The organism is Kitasatospora sp. NPDC032150 (assembly GCF_055579945.1).
The window spans coordinates 115,241-131,120 of record NZ_JBVIMH010000016.1 but is presented as its reverse complement, the minus strand read 5'-3'; the positions used below and the strand labels follow the sequence as shown (position 1 = coordinate 131,120).

Sequence of the window (15,880 nt, the reverse complement as noted above, 5' to 3'; positions counted from 1 at the left end):
CCAGCAGCAGTGAGTAGCTGTCCATGATCCATAGCTGCTGGGTGCCGCTCGGTCGCAGATCGGCGCTGATGAACGGCACGGCGAAGAAGAGCACTCCCATGTCCACCGAGAGGACCAGGGACGGGAGCAGGAGGACGAGGAGCCCCATCCAGGCGCGGCGGCCCGCGCGGGCGTCGGCAGCGGTCATGGCGGTTGATGGTACGTACGTTTTAGGCGCTTGTGCAGACATGGCTCCCTCCCGCTACCCGGTCACGACCCGGTGCACCCGCCGTCGTCCGGCTGGTCCGGGAGCAGGCGGGCCCACCGGGCCCGGTCCACCGGCCCGACCAGGGCGCAGACGGCCGCGGCACGCCGGCCCGGATCGGTGTTCCACAGTCGGACCGTGCCGTCGTTGCCGCTGCTGGCCAGGGTCAGCCCGTCCGGGCTGAACGCGACTCCCCAGACCGCGCTGGTGTGGCCGGTGAGAACCGCGATGCTCTGGTGGGCCACGGTGTCCCACAGGCGTACGGTGGCGTCGTTGCCGCTGCTGGCCAGGGTGCGCCCGTCCCGGTTGAAGGCCAGTCCACGTACCGAACCGGTGTGCCCCGTCAGGGTGGTGACGGCCCGCCCGGTCGTGGTGTCCCACAGGCGTACGGTCGCGTCGTTGCCGCTGCTGGCCAGGGTGCGCCCGTCGGGGCTGTAGGCGAGCCCGCGCACCGAACCGGTGTGCCCGGTCAGCGTCCCCGCCAGCCGGGCGCCGGCCACCTCCCAGAGGCTGATCGTCAGATCGTCGCTGCCGCTCGCCAGTACCCGGCCGTCCGGGCTGAAGGCGAGCGCGTTGACGAAGTCGGTATGCCCGGTGAGCACCGCGACCGACCGCTGCTCCCGGACGTCCCAGATCCGCACCGTGCGGTCCTCGCCGGCCGAGGCGAGCAGCCGTCCGTCCGGACTGAACGCGACCGCCAGCACCGACCCTTGATGACCCGTGAGTACGACCAACGGCTGCCCGCGATCGAGGTCCCAGAGCCGGACCGTGCGGTCGGCGCCGCCCGAGGCGGCCAGCGTGCCGTCCGGGCCCGCCGCCACCGTGAAAACCGAGCCCTGGTGGCCGGTGAGCGAGTGCAGCAGGCGGTGCGAGCCGGTGTCCCAGACGCACACCGTGCGATCCGTCCCGGCGGTGATCATCCGCCGGCCGTCCGGACCGAAGGCCACCTTCCACACCTCGGTGAACGGACGAGGTACCACTGCGGCCGTCGCCGGGTCCCACAGCACCACCGACTGGTCGAAGCCCGCGGTGGCCACCTGCCCGCGCGTACTCACCGCGACCCCCTGGACGTAGTCGGTGTGCCCGGCCAGCATTCCGACCGTCCGCAGACTCGGCACGTCCCACAGCCGCACGGTGCCGTCGCCGCCGGCGCTGACCACCGTGCTGCCGTCCGGGGTGAAGGCGACCGCGTTGACGTCGTCGGTGTGGCCGGTCAGGGTGGCGGTGTTCTGCCGGCCACCAACGTCCCACAGCCGCACCGTGCGGTCGGCGCTCCCGGAGGCCAGGGTCCGCCCGTCCGGGCTGAAGGCCAGGCCGAGGACATCGTCGGTGTGGCCGGAGAGCGTGGCGATCGGACTGTCCGTCGCGGTGTCCCACAGCCGCACCGTACCGTCGGCGCCGGCCGAGGCCAGGGTGTGCCCGTCCGGGCTGAACGCGACCGCGTCGAGATCATCGGTGTGACCGGTGAGGACGGCGATGCTCCGTCGGCTTCCGGTGTCCCAGAGTCGGACCGCGTGGTCCGCGTCCGCCGACGCCAGCACCCGGCCGTCCGGGCTGAACGCCACTGCACGGGCGCCGCCGCCGTGACCGGCCAGGGTGGCGGACGGCTGCCGGGAGGCGACGTCCCACAGCCGCACCGTGTCGTCCGAAGCGGCGGAGGCCACCGAGGCGCCGTCCGGACTGAACGCCACCGAGCGCACCCGGCCCCGATGTCCCGTGAGAGTCGCCACCAGGGTGCGCCGCGAGGCGTCCCACAGCTTCACCGCGGCGTCCGAACCGCCGGACACCAGCAGCCCGCCGTCCGGCGCGAAGGCGACCGCGTTCACCGGACCGGTGTGGCCGAGCAGCCGGCCCTGGAACGGCTGCGCCTGGGTGCTCAGCAGCGCACCACGCGCCTCCACGGTCGGCGAACTCCGGTACGCCGCACGGGCCAGCAGCATCGCCGCCTCGGGACGGCCCACCGCCAGCGCCGCCGAACGGGCCGCCATCGCCCGTGACTGCGCCTGGCGTCGCTGCGCCAGCGCGTCCGACCGCTGCTGGAACGCGAGCGCCCCGGCGAGCAGGGTCAGCACCAGCAGCGCACCGAGGGTGGCCACCATCCGCCGCTGGCGGCGGGACTGCCGCGCGGCCGCCTGCCGCTGGGCCTCCTCGGCAGCCGTGCTCGCGGCGAGGAACTCGGTCTCGGCCTGGCCGAGTTCATCCCGCCGACCGCCGTCCTCGGCCCAGTCGCGGGCCGCCGCCAGCTTGGTGCCCCGGTAGAGCAGAGCGGGGTCGCGCCCCGCGCGGGTCCACTCGGCGGAGGCCTCGGCCAACTGCTGGCGGCCCAGCAGTGCGGTGCGGTCGACCTGGATCCAGCGCCGCAGCCGGGGCCAGGCCCGCAGCAGCGCCTCATGGGTGATCTCCACCGTCTCGCGGTCCGCCGTCACGAGCCGGGCCCGGACGAAGGCGTCCATTACCGCCGCCGCATCCTCCGCATCGGCCGACTGCCCCAGCAGCCGGTCGCGTTCGGCCCGCGACCGGGTCTCCTCACCGCCCTCGCGCAGATGCACGAGCCGCACCAACAGGCGGCGTGCGACCTTCTGTTGGGACGGTGTGAGCCGGGTGAACACGTCTTCGGCCGTCCTGGCCACCGCACCGTGGATCCCGCCGCTGTGCAGATAGCCGTCGACGGTCATCACCCGGCCCTGGCGCTGCTGCCAGGTGGCACGCAGCGCGTGCGAGAGCAGCGGCAGGGCGCCCGCGTGCGGGCCGGGCCCGGTGCCGCCTCCCAGGTCGTCCGGGCTGCCGAGGTCACGCAGCAACAGTTCGACCAGGCCCGGTTCCAGGACCAGGCCGACCTGTTCGGCGGGGCGGGTGATCGAGGCGCGCAGCTCGGCGGCGTTCATCGGAGGCAGGGCGAGTGAGCCGTGGGTGAACACCGGGGCCAGTTCGGGGTGTTCGAGGCACCGTCCACAGAAGTCGGCGCGCACGCCGAGCAGGACGGCTACCGGTAGCTGGGCGGGCGGTGGAGGGGTAGGCGGTAGCTGGGCGGGCGGTCCGGCGATCACGGGGAGGGGCGGGGGAACCGCCAGGGCGTGCAGCAGGCGGATGAAGGCGCGCCGCTCGGCCTCGTCCGGGCAGAGGGTGAAGGTCTCCTCGAACTGGTCCATCACCAGCACCAGCCCGCCCGGTGCCCCGCCGCCCGTCGCCTCCGGGCCGGCGGCCGGACCCTGCCAGGCGCGGCCGAGTGCCGTGCGGATCGCCCCGGCCGCCTCCTCCGGGGAGTCGCGCATCTGAGTGACCGTCAACCGCGGTGCCACACCGCCGAGAGTCGACTCCAGGGCCCGCAGCAGCGCGGCGATCGGACGGGCGGTCGGCGTGCCCGTCACGACCGGCCAGTCGGCGCAGTCGGGGCGGCCGGCGGCCGGCCGCGGCCCGCCGAGCGCGGTGCCCTCGCGCTGAGGTCCGACGAGCGGCCCATCGCTCAGTGCGCCGTCCCTCAGTGCGGGCAGCAGACCCGCCATCAGCAGCGAGGACTTGCCCGCGCCGGAGGGTGCTACGAGCACGACCGGGCCGTGGCCGATCCGTTCGGCGAGCCGGTCCAGCAGCGCGGTGGTGACCGCCTCCCGGCCGAAGAACCAGCGGGCCTCGCGCGAGCCGAACGCCGCCAGCCCGGGGTACGGGCACTCGGGCCGGACGGTGTCGGACTCCGCCGCCCGCGACTGCGGTCGGCCCGGAGCCGGGACCGCCGTCCGGGCTGCGGCCGCGCCCACCAGCCGGAGCAGTACGCCGCCGCTCTGCAGGGCCTCGTCACAGCGGCGGGCCACATCGGGGGTGGCCGGCTTGGTGCCGTTCTCGATCTTGCTGAGATAGCCCTTGCTGTAGTGGATCAGCCGGGCCAGCTCACTAAGCGAGACCTGCCGCGCTGCGCGCAACTCCCTCAGCCGGGCGCCGAACTCGTACTCCGCGCCTGTCGGTCCGGCCTGCGCCGTACCGTTCCCGCCCGCCTCCGGTCCCCGCTCCATACGTACCCCTGCGGTCCTCGCCCGGACCCGTCCGCCGATCGGGCCCTCGGTGTGGCACCGCCAGACTACGTTCGGTAGTCGCTGCCGGGGGAACCTGAGCGGGGGTCAACCACTCGCGGGGAGTGTGGTGTTGGAAGGTCGGCCCGTTCGGGGGAAGGAGTTGAGGGGATTCGTCGTACGTCCGGTCGGCAATCGGCGGTGTGTGCTGGCTATCCGTCAGAGCGGCAGTAGGTCGGGGCGCTTGGCCTCGATGTGGTCGCCCGAGGACTCACCGCGCAGCCGCCGGCCGACCCAGGGAAGCAGGAACTCGCGGGCCCACTGGATGTTCTCCCGGCGGAGGTCGGCCGGGGACGGGATCGGCTGGTAGGGCCAAGGCGCCTCGGGGTCGTCCACCGCGAGGCCGAGGGCACGGGCGGCGAGCAGGGCGACGCGCTGGTGCCCCTCCGGGGAGAGGTGCAGGCGGTCCTCGCTCCAGGCGCGGCGGTCGTGCACCGAGCGCAGCGACCAGAGGTCGGCGACCCGGCAGCCGTTGCGGTCGGCGATCGCCCGCAGGTGTGCGTTGTAGGTCGCGATCTTGCCGCGGAGCATCCCGAACACCGGGACGCCGCGGGTGTCGAAGCCGGTGCAGATCAGCAGGGTGCTCACGTGCTCGCGCAGTTCCACCACCGCAGCCTCGAAGCGCTCCGCGATGTCGTCCGGGTCGCTGCCCGGCCGAAGGATGTCGTTCCCTCCCGCGCACAGGGTCACCAGGTCGGGCGCGATCCGCCGGACCTGCGGAACCTGCTCGGCGACGATCTGGTCGAGCAGCCGTCCCCGGACGGCGAGGTTGGCGTAGCGGAAGTCGCTGTCGGGGCGGCGCGCGGCCAGCATTCCGGCGAGACGGTCCGCCCAACCGGCGAACTGGCCGTCCGGGCCTGGGTCGTTGAGGCCCTCGGTGAAGCTGTCCCCGAGGGCTGCGTAGGAGCTGAGGTCAAGGGTCTCCTGGTAGTCAGCCATGACAGCAATAGTTCACTGTATGAAGTGACCTACGCCACCGTAGGTGACCCTGTACGGGGCGTGATCTAGACCACGCCCCTGCCGGCCCGTGAAGACGCACTCGCGGGGGTGGGCTCGGTAGCGCTGCCCGACGGGTCGGCCCGCTCGACCCGGCTGGGCGGCAGATCGAGTGCCCGGCACGCCGACTCAGTCGCCCGGCGCGATGGCGCGGCATCGCGATTGTGATCTTCCTCTGGCTGAAGCCGTGGTCCACGAAGGGCACTGCCGCTCCGGACGGGGCCGCCGTCAGGTGCGAATGGAGCGTCGTTACGCTGTTCGCCATGGCTAGAACCCGACTGTACCGAAGCGGAAACCTGATACTCGAGGACTTCCCTGCAGAGGACATCTCCGAGTACGTCTCCGACCCCTCGGCGATGGTGTGGCTCGATCTGTGCGCACCGACGCCCGCCGACTTCGAGATGATCAGTGAGGAATTCGGCCTGCACGCTCTGGCGGTCGAGGACGCCCGGCACGACCACCAGCGCCCGAAACTGGACTGCTACCGCACCCACTCGTTCCTCAGCGCCTACGCCGTGACCACCGACGCCGGGAGCGGGGAGCTCAGCGCGACGGAGATCTCGGTCTTCATCACCGACAACGCGCTGATCACCATTCACAAGGACGACTCGTTCGACGTCGAGCAGGTGGTCGCTCGCTGGGACAGCAACCCCGATCTGGCCAAGCACGGCGTGGGCTTCCTGGTCCACGGGCTCCTCGACGTCCTGGTGGACGGCCACTTCGAGGCCGTGCAGGGGCTGGACGACCGGATAGAGGAGGTCGAGGACATCCTCTTCGCGGACGGCAGCCGGGAGATCGAGTCGGTCCAGCGCAGGTCCTTCGAACTGCGCAAGAGCCTGGTGAAGCTGCGCCGGGTCGTCCTGCCGATGCGCGAGGTCGTGAACACCTTGCTCCGCCGTGACCTGCACATCGTCCACGAGCCGCTGATGCCCTACTACCAGGACGTCTACGACCACGTCCTGCGCGCCACCGAGTGGACCGAATCCCTGCGGGACATGATCACCTCCGTCATGGAGACCAACCTCACCATCCAGAGCAACCGAATGAATCTGATCATGAAGAAGGTGACCAGCTGGGCGTCGATCATCGCGGTGCCCACCGCCATCACCGGCTTCTACGGACAGAACGTCCCGTACCCGGGTTTCAACGCCGAATGGGGCTTCGTCGCCTCGACGGCACTGATGGTGGTCCTGTCGATCGGCCTGTACGTCAGTTTCAAGCGGCGGGACTGGATCTGAACCACCTGCTCCACGAGCCGCGCCGATCCGCCCGGGCTCACTGCCTGCCGTGATCGGGATCCGCTCTACCCGCACACCGAACAACTGCCCTCCTGTGCCGTCGGCCGGCGCCTCCAGCGTGCACCACACTTACCCCGTGCGCATCCGCGAAGGCGCCCACACAGTCTCGGAACCAGCGCACGCCGCATCGTCGGCTTCTGCCGGTCTCCGTGGCCGCGATGTCGGCGATGGCGGGCCTTGGTGAAGCCTGAGCCCTTTCCCGGTGGGAGCGTTTCGGCGGCGCAAGCCGTGAGGTGGTCGGCCGGCGCACGCCGAGGCGGCCTGTGGGGCTGGGATCAGTGGGGGAGCGCCTGGTAGAGGCCGCGGCCGGTGCGCTGGGCCTTCGATGCCTTTACCGCCCGCTCGAGGCTGGTGCGTACGGCGTTGACATTGGCGGGGGTGGTCTCGCGGCCCAGGGCCTCGGCGACCTGTGCGGCCCGGACCGGTTCCTTCACCTCGGCCAGGTACGCCAGGACACCGGTGGACAGCCCGGGGGTGCGCCTGCGTGCCGGGACCGGCTCGGACGTGGCGGTCGTGGCCGCCTTCGCCGGGGCCTTGCGGCGCGGTGCAGTCCGCGACTTGGCCGGGGAGACGGCCTTCTTGCGGGCGGTGGCCGGCCCGTGTCCGGACGCTGCAGCCGCGTCCGCGATGGCCTGTTCGCTGTCCGGCTCCGCTGCCGGTACCGCCGACGGCGGGGCTTGGTCGGCCGTCTCACCCTTGGACGATGGGACGGCGGAGAACGCCTGCAGGGCTCGCAGCGCATCCCGCGCCGCCTCCAACCGGCCGCTGACGGTGGCCAGTTCCGCCTCCAGCCGCTGCTGGTGCTGCTCGAGCTCGGGAAGCTCGGCACGCAGGGCGGCGATGGTGGACGTCACGCTGATGTGGGTGTCTGCGTTGTGTGCCAAGGGTGCTCCTCTTGGTGTCCCGGACGCGACCGGCCGCGTGAGTAATGGTCAAACTGTACGGCGAAAACAGGCAGTTCGTCCCTGTAATGCTCGAATGCCAACCCCCAGGGCTGGATGTGTCGTGGTTGACGGTGTGTGGCGCCCGCCCATCAGTTGCGGACTGCGGACTGCGGACGCGGTTTGGTAGGGCCGACAGTGCGGCCCGGCCGGACCGTTGTCCGACCGGGCCGTCAGCGGGCGACCGAGGTACTCAGTTCCGGTCCTGCTCGTGGATGTCGTTGGTCGCCTCGATCTGCTTCCACGAGTGCGGTTCCTTGACGGAACCCTTGGCCGCCGCCGCGGGCTTCGCGGAACCGGCCGTCGAGGCGGCCGGCTTGGCGGCGGTGTAGAGCCAGGTCTGGAACAGGTCGCCCAGCTTCTTGCCGGAGATGCGTTCCGCCAGCGCCTGGAAGTCCGCGACGGTCGCGTTGCCGTAGCGGTGCTCCGTCGGCCAGGCCCGCAGGATCTGGAAGAACTCGTCGTCGCCGACCGCGTTCCGCAGCGCCTGGATGGCGGCCGCGCCCCGGTCGTAGACCGCGGAGTGGAACTGGTTGGCCGGGCCCGGGTCACCGGGCTTGACGGTCCAGAACGGGTCGTCCGCGGGGTGGGTGGCGTAGAGGTAGTCGGCCAATTCCTGGGCGGTGCCCTCGCCCTCGTGCTCGGACCAGAGCCACTGGGCGTACCGGGCGAAGCCCTCGTTCAGCCAGATGTCGCTCCAGCGCTGGAGCGAGACGCTGTCGCCGTACCACTGGTGGGCCAGCTCGTGGACGACCACCGAGGGGTTGGCGCCGGCCGCGAACTGCGCCGGGCTGTAGAAGACGCGGGTCTGGGTCTCCAGGGCGAAGTGCGTCTTCACATTCGGGACGTAGCCGCCGATCGCGCTGAAGGGGTACGGGCCGAAGATGCCGCTAAGCCAGTCGGCCAGCTCGCCGGTGCGCTCCACGCTGGCCCGGGCGGAGCCGTCGTTGTCGCCGAGGTCCCTGCTGTAGGCGTTGATGACGGGAAGTCCGTCGGAACTGGTCTCCGTGGTGACGTCGAACCTGCCGATCGCGAGGGTGGCCAGGTAGGTGGCCTGCGGCTTGTTCTCACGCCAGCTGTAGCGGGTCCACCCCAACTGGGAGGAGGACGAGGTGAGTACGCCGTTGCTGATCGCCTGGGTGCCTTCCGGCACCAGGACGGAGACGTCGAAGGTGGCCTTGTCCGAGGGGTGGTCGTTGCTGGGGAACCACCACCAGGCCGACTCCGGCTCTCCGGCGGCCACTCCGCCGTCCGGGGTGCGCAGCCAGGCGGTGAAGCCGTAGCGGGAGACCTTGGACGGCACGCCCGAGTAGCGCACTACCACCGTGGCGTTCGAGCCCTTGGCCAGCGGCGTGGCCGGCGTGATCTCCAATTCCTGCTCCCCGGTGGCGGCGAACTTCGCGGGGTGGCCGTTGACCAGCACCTCGCTGACGTTCAGGGCGAAGTCCAGGTTGAAGCGGGAGAGGTCCTGGGTGGCGGTGGTGAGCAGGGTCGCGGTGCCCTGCAGCTCGTCCGTCGAAGGCTGGTACTTCAGCCGCAGGTCGTAGTGGGACACGGTGTAGCCGCCGTTGCCGTACGTCGGGTAGTACGGGTCGCCGATGCCTGGATCGCCGGGCGTCGGGGCGGCGGCCGACGCGGGGTTCGCCAGGAGCAGCAGTGCGGCGCTCACGACTGGGACGATCATCCTCTTGCGCACGGATCCTCCGGTGCGTTGGGTGGACGGGATCCTGACGGTAAGTCGGATCCATCTCCCGTCGCGGCAGGGTTCACGCGTGCCGTTATGAAATGTTCATGCGGAGCAATGGGGGGTCGTACGGGGTTGCCCGGCCGCCATCCGGCTCAGCCGTCGGCAGGTCGACCCACGGTCCGCCGGCCGGCCGGGCTCACGATTCGTCAGCCGACCGGGCCGTAGGGTCCGCCGTTCCGCCGGCGCAGGGTCGGCCGGGCCTACCACCCGTCAGTCGACCACTCCGTCGAGGTAGACCCAGGCGCCGTCCACCCGGACGAAGCGGCTCAGCTCCTCCATCGCGCCCTCCGCCCGTCCCTCCGCGTAGTGCGCGCGGAACCGGACCGTCCCCTCGCTGTGGAACGGGCCGCCGTCGGAGGTCGCCAGGATCTCCAGCCGCACCCAGCGCAGTCGAACGTCGAGATCGAGCCGCGCGGGCCGGGTGTCCGGGTGCCAGCTGCGCAGCAGGTACGCCTCGTCCCGGACGGCGAACGCGCTGAACCGCGAGCGCATCAGCGCCTCCGCCGTGGCGGCCGCCGCCTCGCCCCGGTGCAGCCGACCACAGCACTCCCCGTACGGGGCGGGCAGGCCGCAGGGGCAGGGCGAGGTGCTGGAGGCCACCGGGGAGGTGGCCGCCGCGGACCTGGCCGTGGGCTTGGCGGCGGACCTGGCCGCGGACTTCGAGCTGCGTCGGGACATGACCCCCATTCTGCCTGGTCGCGAGACTTGCCAGGGACGGCCGTCAGGCTGTGCGCTCGCCCTCCGGCGCGGAGGTCCAGGTCCAGGTGGCAGGCCGGGGGCGGTCCGGGAGGTCGGCCCGGCCGGTCGACCAGAGCAGGGTGCGCCAGCGGTCCCCGTCCACCGGGGCGCCCGGGAACAGGCGCGCCAGCACCCGGTCGCACAGGTCGGCGGGCGGTGTCCAGGCCAGGCCCAGGCCCTCGGCCATGTCGTGCGCGTGGAGCAGCGTCTCGGCCGCACCCATCGCCGCGAAGCCCTCCGGATCGGCGATCCCCCAGCTGTGGTACGCCCGGACCTGCGGCGAAGCCGTCGCCACCATTGCCGCCAGCAGTGCCGCGCCGGCCTCCAGCACCTGGAGCAGCCCCGCCAGGCCGGCCGTACGGTCGGCGAAGACCGCGTTCCGCGGGCTGCCCGGGCGCTCCCTCGTGCACCGGAACGGGACGTAGCCGTCCAGCGGGGGAGTGGTGGGACCGAGCTGCGCCGCGTAGGAGAACAGGTCGTCGGCCAGGTGCTCGGCGGTCTCCCAGCAGTCCCAGTCCAGCGAGCCCGCCCTGACGGACCAGCCCTGCTCCGCCTCGGGCCCGCCGCGCAGCACGGCCAGCGCGAGGCTCATGGCGAGCCGGACGTCGGAAGCGGTGACGGGCTGCCGGGCGGAGCGATCGAGTTGCGTCATGCGGCCGACCGTACCAATCGCCCGTGACGCCCGGTCACCTGCCCGGCTGCGCACCGCCTTCGTGGGCACGGGAGTACGACGGAAGTAGGCCTGGCACGCTGGGCCCTCCTCCTCGGCGGCAGGCGGGTACCGCGGTGGTTGCCGCTCGCCCCGGCGTTGATCGGTGCCGCCACGCTGGCGCCGTACGGGGGTGTTCGGGCACCTGCTACCTCTCCCTCGCGAGCGTCGGGGTGGTGACCGTTCGGGCCGGCGACTTCCACACTTCGACGGACGCCCTGCTGATCGGCTGGGTCGGCTTCAGCGGCCTTCGCCGTCTACGGCATCGCACTGCCCGTCGCCGCCCGCTCGTACCGGCAGCGCACCCGTCCCGGCTGCCGGGACGGGGAGGGTGCGCCGACGGCGACGGCCGAACCGTCCTGAGGGCCGGCCGCCTGGTAGCTCCTCCCGGTCAGGCGTGCCTTCAGGACCGCCCGGCAGCGGAGTACGGCGGCGGGGCGTCGGCCGGACCGGTGCCCCAGCGGCCGGGGGCGGCGGCGACCCGGTAGTCGAGCAGCACGCCGTTGGCGAGGGCGGAGTGGCTCAGCCAGGTGCGCTGCCAGGGAAGGCCGTTGACCCGCAGGCCGACGGTGTAGCGGTGGTCCAGGTCGGCTCCCGGTGCGGAGATCACCACTGTGCCGCCCCGGCGGCCGCGGTACGGCCCGACGGTCAGGGCGGCGAGCGGGAACTGCGGGGTGGTGAGCAGATAGGTTCCGGTGCCGGGGGCGCCGGGGTAGAGCCCGAGGGCGGTCAGCACGTACCAGGCGGACATGGCGCCGAGGTCGTCGTTGCCGGTGACGCCGTCGGGGGTGTCGGTGAACAGGGTCTCGGCGGCCCGGGTGACGGTCGCGGTGCGGTCGGGGCGGCCGGTCCACAGGTAGAGGTACGGCGCGAGCAGGTCGGGTTCGTTGTCGGGGTCGTAGGTGGTCCGGCCGAAGTAGTCGCCGGCGTCGTGGACCCAGGCGGTGCGGGCCGTCCCGGCGGGGTCGGCGAGCAGCCGGTCGTAGGCGAAGAAGGAGTCCAGCCGGGCGGTGGCCGCGTCCCTGCCGCCCAGCAGGTCGATCAGTCCGGCCACGTCCTGGGGCACCGACCACAGGTACTGCCAGCCGCCGCCCTCGTGGAAGGCGGTCCGGCCGCCGTCGCCGTGCTCGAAGCCGGAGACCGGGTCGAAGGGGGCCACCCAGCTGCCGTCCGGGTTGCGCGGGCCGAAGAAGCCGGTGCCCGGGTTCCACAGTGTGCGGTAGTTCCGGCCCCGGGCGGTGAGCAGCGCGGCGTCCGCGTGGTGGCCGAGGGCCTCGGCCATCAGGGCGAGGGCGGCGTCGGCCGCCGCGTACTCGAGGGTGGCGGAGGCCGGGTGCTGGCAGTCGTCGTCCTGGCCGTGCTTGCTACGGCAGTCGGCGAGGTAGGGCAGGTAACCGAGTGCGGCGTACCGGGGGTTGCCGCTGCGCCCGCTGAACTGGGATTCGGTGGGCGGTACTTGGGTGACGTAGCGCCACAGTGCCCGGTAGGTCTCCTCCTCGTGCCCGGCGAGCAGGCCCTTGGACCAGCCGTCGACCAGGAAGGGGGTGACCGGGTCGCCGGTCATCACCCCGGTCTCGCTGTTCTCCAGCCACCATCTCGGCAGCCAGCCGCCCTCGCGGTGGACCGCGAGCAGGGACAGGTCGATGTCGCGAGCGACCTCGGGGGTGAGCAGTTCGAGCAGTTGGTTCTGGGTGCGGGCGGTGTCCCAGAGCGAGAAGTTGGCGTACGGCGTCCAGTCGGTCGCGGTGCGGACCTTCCCGTCGGCGCCCGGGTACCGCCGGTCGACGTCGCCGATCAGGTTGGGGTGCAGCAGCGCGTGGTAGAGCGCGGTGTGGAAGGCCGTCCGGTGGGCGCGGTCCGAGCCGCCGATCCGGACCGCGCCCAGCCGCCGGTCCCACTCGGCGGTCAGCGCCCGGCGGGTCCGGTCGAAGTCGTGGCCGCTGGTCTCCGCCGCCAGGTTGCGGCGCGCGCCGTCGAGGCCGGTGTAGGAGAGCCCGACCTTGACGACGACTTGGCGCTCCTCGGCGTTCGCACCGGTGCCCGGGGCATCGCCGGTGCCACCGGTCGCGAAGGTGAGCCAGCCGCCGCTGCCGTGGCGGCCGTCCCCGACGGAGTCCCGGGAGCCGGGGGAGAGGGTGCCGCCGTGCCAGGTGCCGAAGGAGGTGAAGGGGCGGCTGAAGGAGGCGGTGAAGTAGAGGGTGTGGCGGTCACTCGTACTGCCGCAGAACCGGCCGTCCGTCACCAGGCCCTCGACGGTCCGGTCGCCGACCACATGGAACTCCGAACTCTCCACCGGCATACCGGCCTTGCCGGTGTTGACCAGTACATTTGCCTGGCGTCCCGCCGGGAAGGCGTAGCGCTGCCAGCCGGTGCGCGCGGTGGCGGTCAGCTCCGCGGTCACGCCGCTGTCCAGGCCCACCCGGTAGTAGCCCGCCGACGCCTGCTCGTCGCGGTGGCTGAAGTGCGCGGCGTACGCGGCCGGTTCGGAGGCCGTCACCGGGCCGGTGGTGGGCAGGATCGGGACCTCGCCGTTGACGCCGCAGCCGGCCCCGGAGAGGTGGGTCTGGCTGAAGCCGGTGATGGCGGCGTGCTCGTAGGAGTAGCCGGAACCGGAACCACCGGGGGCCATGGTGTCCGGGCTCGGCTGGGCCATGCCGAAGGGCGCTGCCGGGCCGGGGAACGTTCGGCCACCGCCCCGGGTGCCGATCAGCGGGTTGACCAGCGCCGACGGCCGCTCGGCCGGTGTGGGCGCCGCGGATGCCGGTACGGCCGGGGTCAGGGTGGCGGCCAGCAGCACGGCGGAGCACAGGGCCCTGCGGAGGCGGTGGCGTGGGCGGCTGCGCGACGGCATGTCTCTCCCTGCGGGTGGTCGACACGGTGTGACGGTTCGATCCTGCCCTCATCGGGGGCTGACGCTGCGGCCGTACACGCCCGGAGATGTGACGACTGGTCAGCTTGGGCGGCTTGCCGGAGCCGGCGGGCGGTGGTCGGCGAGCGGGCGGTCGGGGCCGGGCGTGGCGGCCGGTGAACACGCACAGTGAGTTACAGCCGTGTTACCAGATGTCTTGATCTTGCGTGAGGAGGCGATTACCATACGTATGGTTGCTCCGGGCAACTAACTGGCGGAATGGGTTCAAGGGGATTCCCGTTCTCCCCTGTGGGGCCGTCAAGCCCGGAGTCATCGAACCGAGCACAGTCGGCGCAGGAGCTCGTGTGCCGACGCCTGGAGGGGAATGACGTATGACCAGCACCAAGCACACGTTCCGGAGCTATGTCGAGCAGAACCTCGACGTACTGGGGGAGCAGCCGGAGCAGGAGGCGGTCGTCCACGAAGGGCGGCGCGTCACCGCGGGCGAGCTCCGCGATCTCGTCTACCGGACGGCCCGGGTTCTGCAGGAGCGCGGGATCGGCCGCGGCCAGACCGTGACCCTGCTGAGCGGCAACCTGCCGGAGACCATCGCCGCACGCTACGCGGCCAACCTGATCGGCTGCCGGATCAACCACCTGTACAACAAGCTCTCGCTGGACGTCCAGGCCGCGATCATCCGTGATGTCGAGACGGCCGCCCTGATCGTCGACCCCCGGCTGGCCGAGCGGGCGGCCGAGCTGACCGCCAGGGTCGAGGTGGAGCACGTCCTGGTCCTCGGGCCCGCCAAGGAAGGCGCGGACCTGCTGGAGCTGGCGGCTGGGAAGTCGGCCGAGCCGTTCGGCGGTCTGGTCCGGCCCGAGGACATCTGCTCGATCCGCCACACCGGCGGCACCACCGGCCACCCCAAGGGGATCTGCGCCACCTTCGAGCAGGTGGGCGACATCCGCTCGCAGATCAGCGAGGTGCAGCAGGAGAAGCACCGTCAGCTGGTCTGCACCACGCTCGCGCACGCGGCCGGCCAACTGGTCGACCTCACCCTGTCCGCCGGCGGCACCGTGGTGCTGCTGGAGGACTTCGAGCCAGCCGAGGTGCTGGCCGCGATCGAGCAGGAGCGGATCAGCCGGCTCTGGCTGCTCCCGCCGCTGCTGTACCAGCTGCTGGACCACCCCGACATCGAGCAGCGCGACACCTCCAGCCTGAGCAACCTGGTCTACGGCGGCTGCCAGGCCTCGCCGGTCCGGCTGGCCGACGCGGTACGGCGGCTCGGCCCGGTGCTGTTCCAGTTCTACGGCCAGAACGAGGCCGGCGGCATCAGCGCGCTGACCGCCGAGGACCACGACCCCGAGCGGCTCGACCGGCTGCGCTCCGCCGGCAAGGTGCTGCCCGGTGTCGAGGTGGCGATCCGGGACGAGGCGGGCAACGACCTGCCCGCGGGGGAGCTCGGCGAAGTGTGCGTCCGCTCCGGCAGCGTGATGCAGGGCTACTGGAAGCAGCCGGAGCTGACCGCCGAGACACTGCGGGGCGGTTGGCTGCACACCGGCGACCTCGGCCGGCTGGACGAGGACGGCTTCCTCACGATCGTCGACCGGCTCAAGGACATGATCATCGTGGTGGGCGGCCACGTCTACACCACCGAGCTGGAGGACCTGCTCAACTCCCACCCCCAGGTCCGGCAGAGCGCCGTCTTCGGCGTTCCCGACGCCGACCGGATGGAGCGGGTGCACGCCGTCGTCGTACCCGTCCCGGGTGGTGCGGTGGACGAGCAGCAACTGCGCGAACTGGTGCTGCGCGAGCGGGGTGCGATGTACGAACCGGCCCGGATCACCTTCGCCCCCGAGCTGCCGCTGACCGATGTCGGCAAGCCGGACAAGAAGGCGCTGCGACAGGCCGCCCAGGAAGCCGCGGTCTGACCGCCCACGGCGCTCCCCGTCGCCCCGGCCGCGGGGAGCGCCGGATCTGATCCGAAGCAGCGCCATGTACACGGCGCATGACAGACTGTAGCGTCATCCTCCGTCGACCGACTTGCAACGGAGGGTGGCCATGGATCGGGAGAAGCCCCCGCGCACGATTCACGGCAGGGACACGTTCGTCATCGACCCGGAGGACGACGAACAGGAGTGCTCCCGGCCGTGCTGCCGCCCGGCGGATCCGCCGCCGCACTGGGGGCAGTGGCTGCGCCGCTCGTAGCACGGCTTCCCACCACCGGCCCTCAGCAGGGCGGTGCAGCCCCTGCCGTGACAACTCCCGTGTCGCCCGGAGGACATGACATCGGCCCAG

General features: G+C 72.1%; 10 protein-coding genes. 3 read left to right on the top strand and 7 right to left on the bottom strand.

What is annotated here, in order from left to right:
• Positions 1–249: 249 nt before the first annotated feature.
• Positions 250–4,248, bottom strand: coding sequence for an nSTAND1 domain-containing NTPase (locus tag ACZ5ON_RS20420; RefSeq protein ID WP_465594254.1), 3,999 nt, complete (start codon positions 4,246–4,248; stop codon positions 250–252).
• 216 nt (positions 4,249–4,464) lie between these two features.
• A complete protein-coding gene (locus ACZ5ON_RS20415) occupies positions 4,465–5,244 on the bottom strand; it encodes an SGNH/GDSL hydrolase family protein (RefSeq protein ID WP_465594251.1) in 780 nt (259 codons plus the stop codon).
• A 320-nt stretch (positions 5,245–5,564) separates the two neighbouring features.
• On the opposite strand from ACZ5ON_RS20415, the gene corA reads away from it, so the two are divergent.
• On the top strand, positions 5,565–6,539 hold the full coding sequence (gene corA / locus ACZ5ON_RS20410) for a magnesium/cobalt transporter CorA (protein WP_465594248.1): 975 nt from the start codon (positions 5,565–5,567) through the stop codon (positions 6,537–6,539).
• Positions 6,540–6,874: 335 nt separating this feature from the next.
• Here corA and ACZ5ON_RS20405 read toward each other — a convergent pair whose 3' ends face one another.
• From ACZ5ON_RS20405 to ACZ5ON_RS20385, 5 genes are all read right to left on the bottom strand, one after another.
• Entirely contained in the window at positions 6,875–7,483 is a 609-nt protein-coding gene (locus ACZ5ON_RS20405) for a hypothetical protein (RefSeq protein ID WP_465594245.1), read from the bottom strand.
• Between the two features lie 250 nt (positions 7,484–7,733).
• Complete coding sequence (locus ACZ5ON_RS20400) at positions 7,734–9,224, bottom strand: M1 family metallopeptidase (protein WP_465594242.1); 1,491 nt, start codon at positions 9,222–9,224, stop codon at positions 7,734–7,736.
• A gap of 273 nt (positions 9,225–9,497) precedes the next feature.
• A complete protein-coding gene (locus ACZ5ON_RS20395; RefSeq protein WP_465594239.1) occupies positions 9,498–9,965 on the bottom strand; it encodes a YchJ family protein in 468 nt (155 codons plus the stop codon).
• 43 nt (positions 9,966–10,008) lie between these two features.
• Complete coding sequence (locus ACZ5ON_RS20390; RefSeq protein WP_465594236.1) at positions 10,009–10,677, bottom strand: hypothetical protein; 669 nt, start codon at positions 10,675–10,677, stop codon at positions 10,009–10,011.
• 460 nt (positions 10,678–11,137) lie between these two features.
• Positions 11,138–13,585 carry a GH92 family glycosyl hydrolase gene (locus ACZ5ON_RS20385; RefSeq protein ID WP_465594233.1) on the bottom strand — a complete coding sequence of 816 codons (2,448 nt, stop codon included), beginning with the start codon at positions 13,583–13,585 and terminating at the stop codon, positions 11,138–11,140.
• Between the two features lie 389 nt (positions 13,586–13,974).
• Between ACZ5ON_RS20385 and ACZ5ON_RS20380 the strand changes: the two genes are divergently transcribed.
• Both ACZ5ON_RS20380 and ACZ5ON_RS20375 read left to right on the top strand, forming a co-directional pair.
• Positions 13,975–15,513: an AMP-binding protein gene (locus ACZ5ON_RS20380; RefSeq protein WP_465594230.1), complete on the top strand. Its 1,539-nt coding sequence runs from the start codon at positions 13,975–13,977 to the stop codon at positions 15,511–15,513.
• A gap of 130 nt (positions 15,514–15,643) precedes the next feature.
• A complete protein-coding gene (locus ACZ5ON_RS20375; RefSeq protein WP_465594226.1) occupies positions 15,644–15,790 on the top strand; it encodes a hypothetical protein in 147 nt (48 codons plus the stop codon).
• Positions 15,791–15,880 lie beyond the last annotated feature (90 nt).

Bases quoted from the DNA above. Each gene is read 5' to 3' on its own strand.
- ACZ5ON_RS20420 (WP_465594254.1), bottom strand. From the start codon at position 4,248: ATGGAGCGGGGACCGGAGGCGGGCGGGAACGGTACGGCGCAGGCCGGA.
- ACZ5ON_RS20415 (WP_465594251.1), bottom strand. From the start codon at position 5,244: ATGGCTGACTACCAGGAGACCCTTGACCTCAGCTCCTACGCAGCCCTC.
- corA (WP_465594248.1), top strand. From the start codon at position 5,565: ATGGCTAGAACCCGACTGTACCGAAGCGGAAACCTGATACTCGAGGAC.
- ACZ5ON_RS20400 (WP_465594242.1), bottom strand. From the start codon at position 9,224: ATGATCGTCCCAGTCGTGAGCGCCGCACTGCTGCTCCTGGCGAACCCC.
- ACZ5ON_RS20395 (WP_465594239.1), bottom strand. From the start codon at position 9,965: ATGTCCCGACGCAGCTCGAAGTCCGCGGCCAGGTCCGCCGCCAAGCCC.
- ACZ5ON_RS20390 (WP_465594236.1), bottom strand. From the start codon at position 10,677: ATGACGCAACTCGATCGCTCCGCCCGGCAGCCCGTCACCGCTTCCGAC.
- ACZ5ON_RS20385 (WP_465594233.1), bottom strand. From the start codon at position 13,585: ATGCCGTCGCGCAGCCGCCCACGCCACCGCCTCCGCAGGGCCCTGTGC.
- ACZ5ON_RS20380 (WP_465594230.1), top strand. From the start codon at position 13,975: ATGACCAGCACCAAGCACACGTTCCGGAGCTATGTCGAGCAGAACCTC.
- ACZ5ON_RS20375 (WP_465594226.1), top strand. From the start codon at position 15,644: ATGGATCGGGAGAAGCCCCCGCGCACGATTCACGGCAGGGACACGTTC.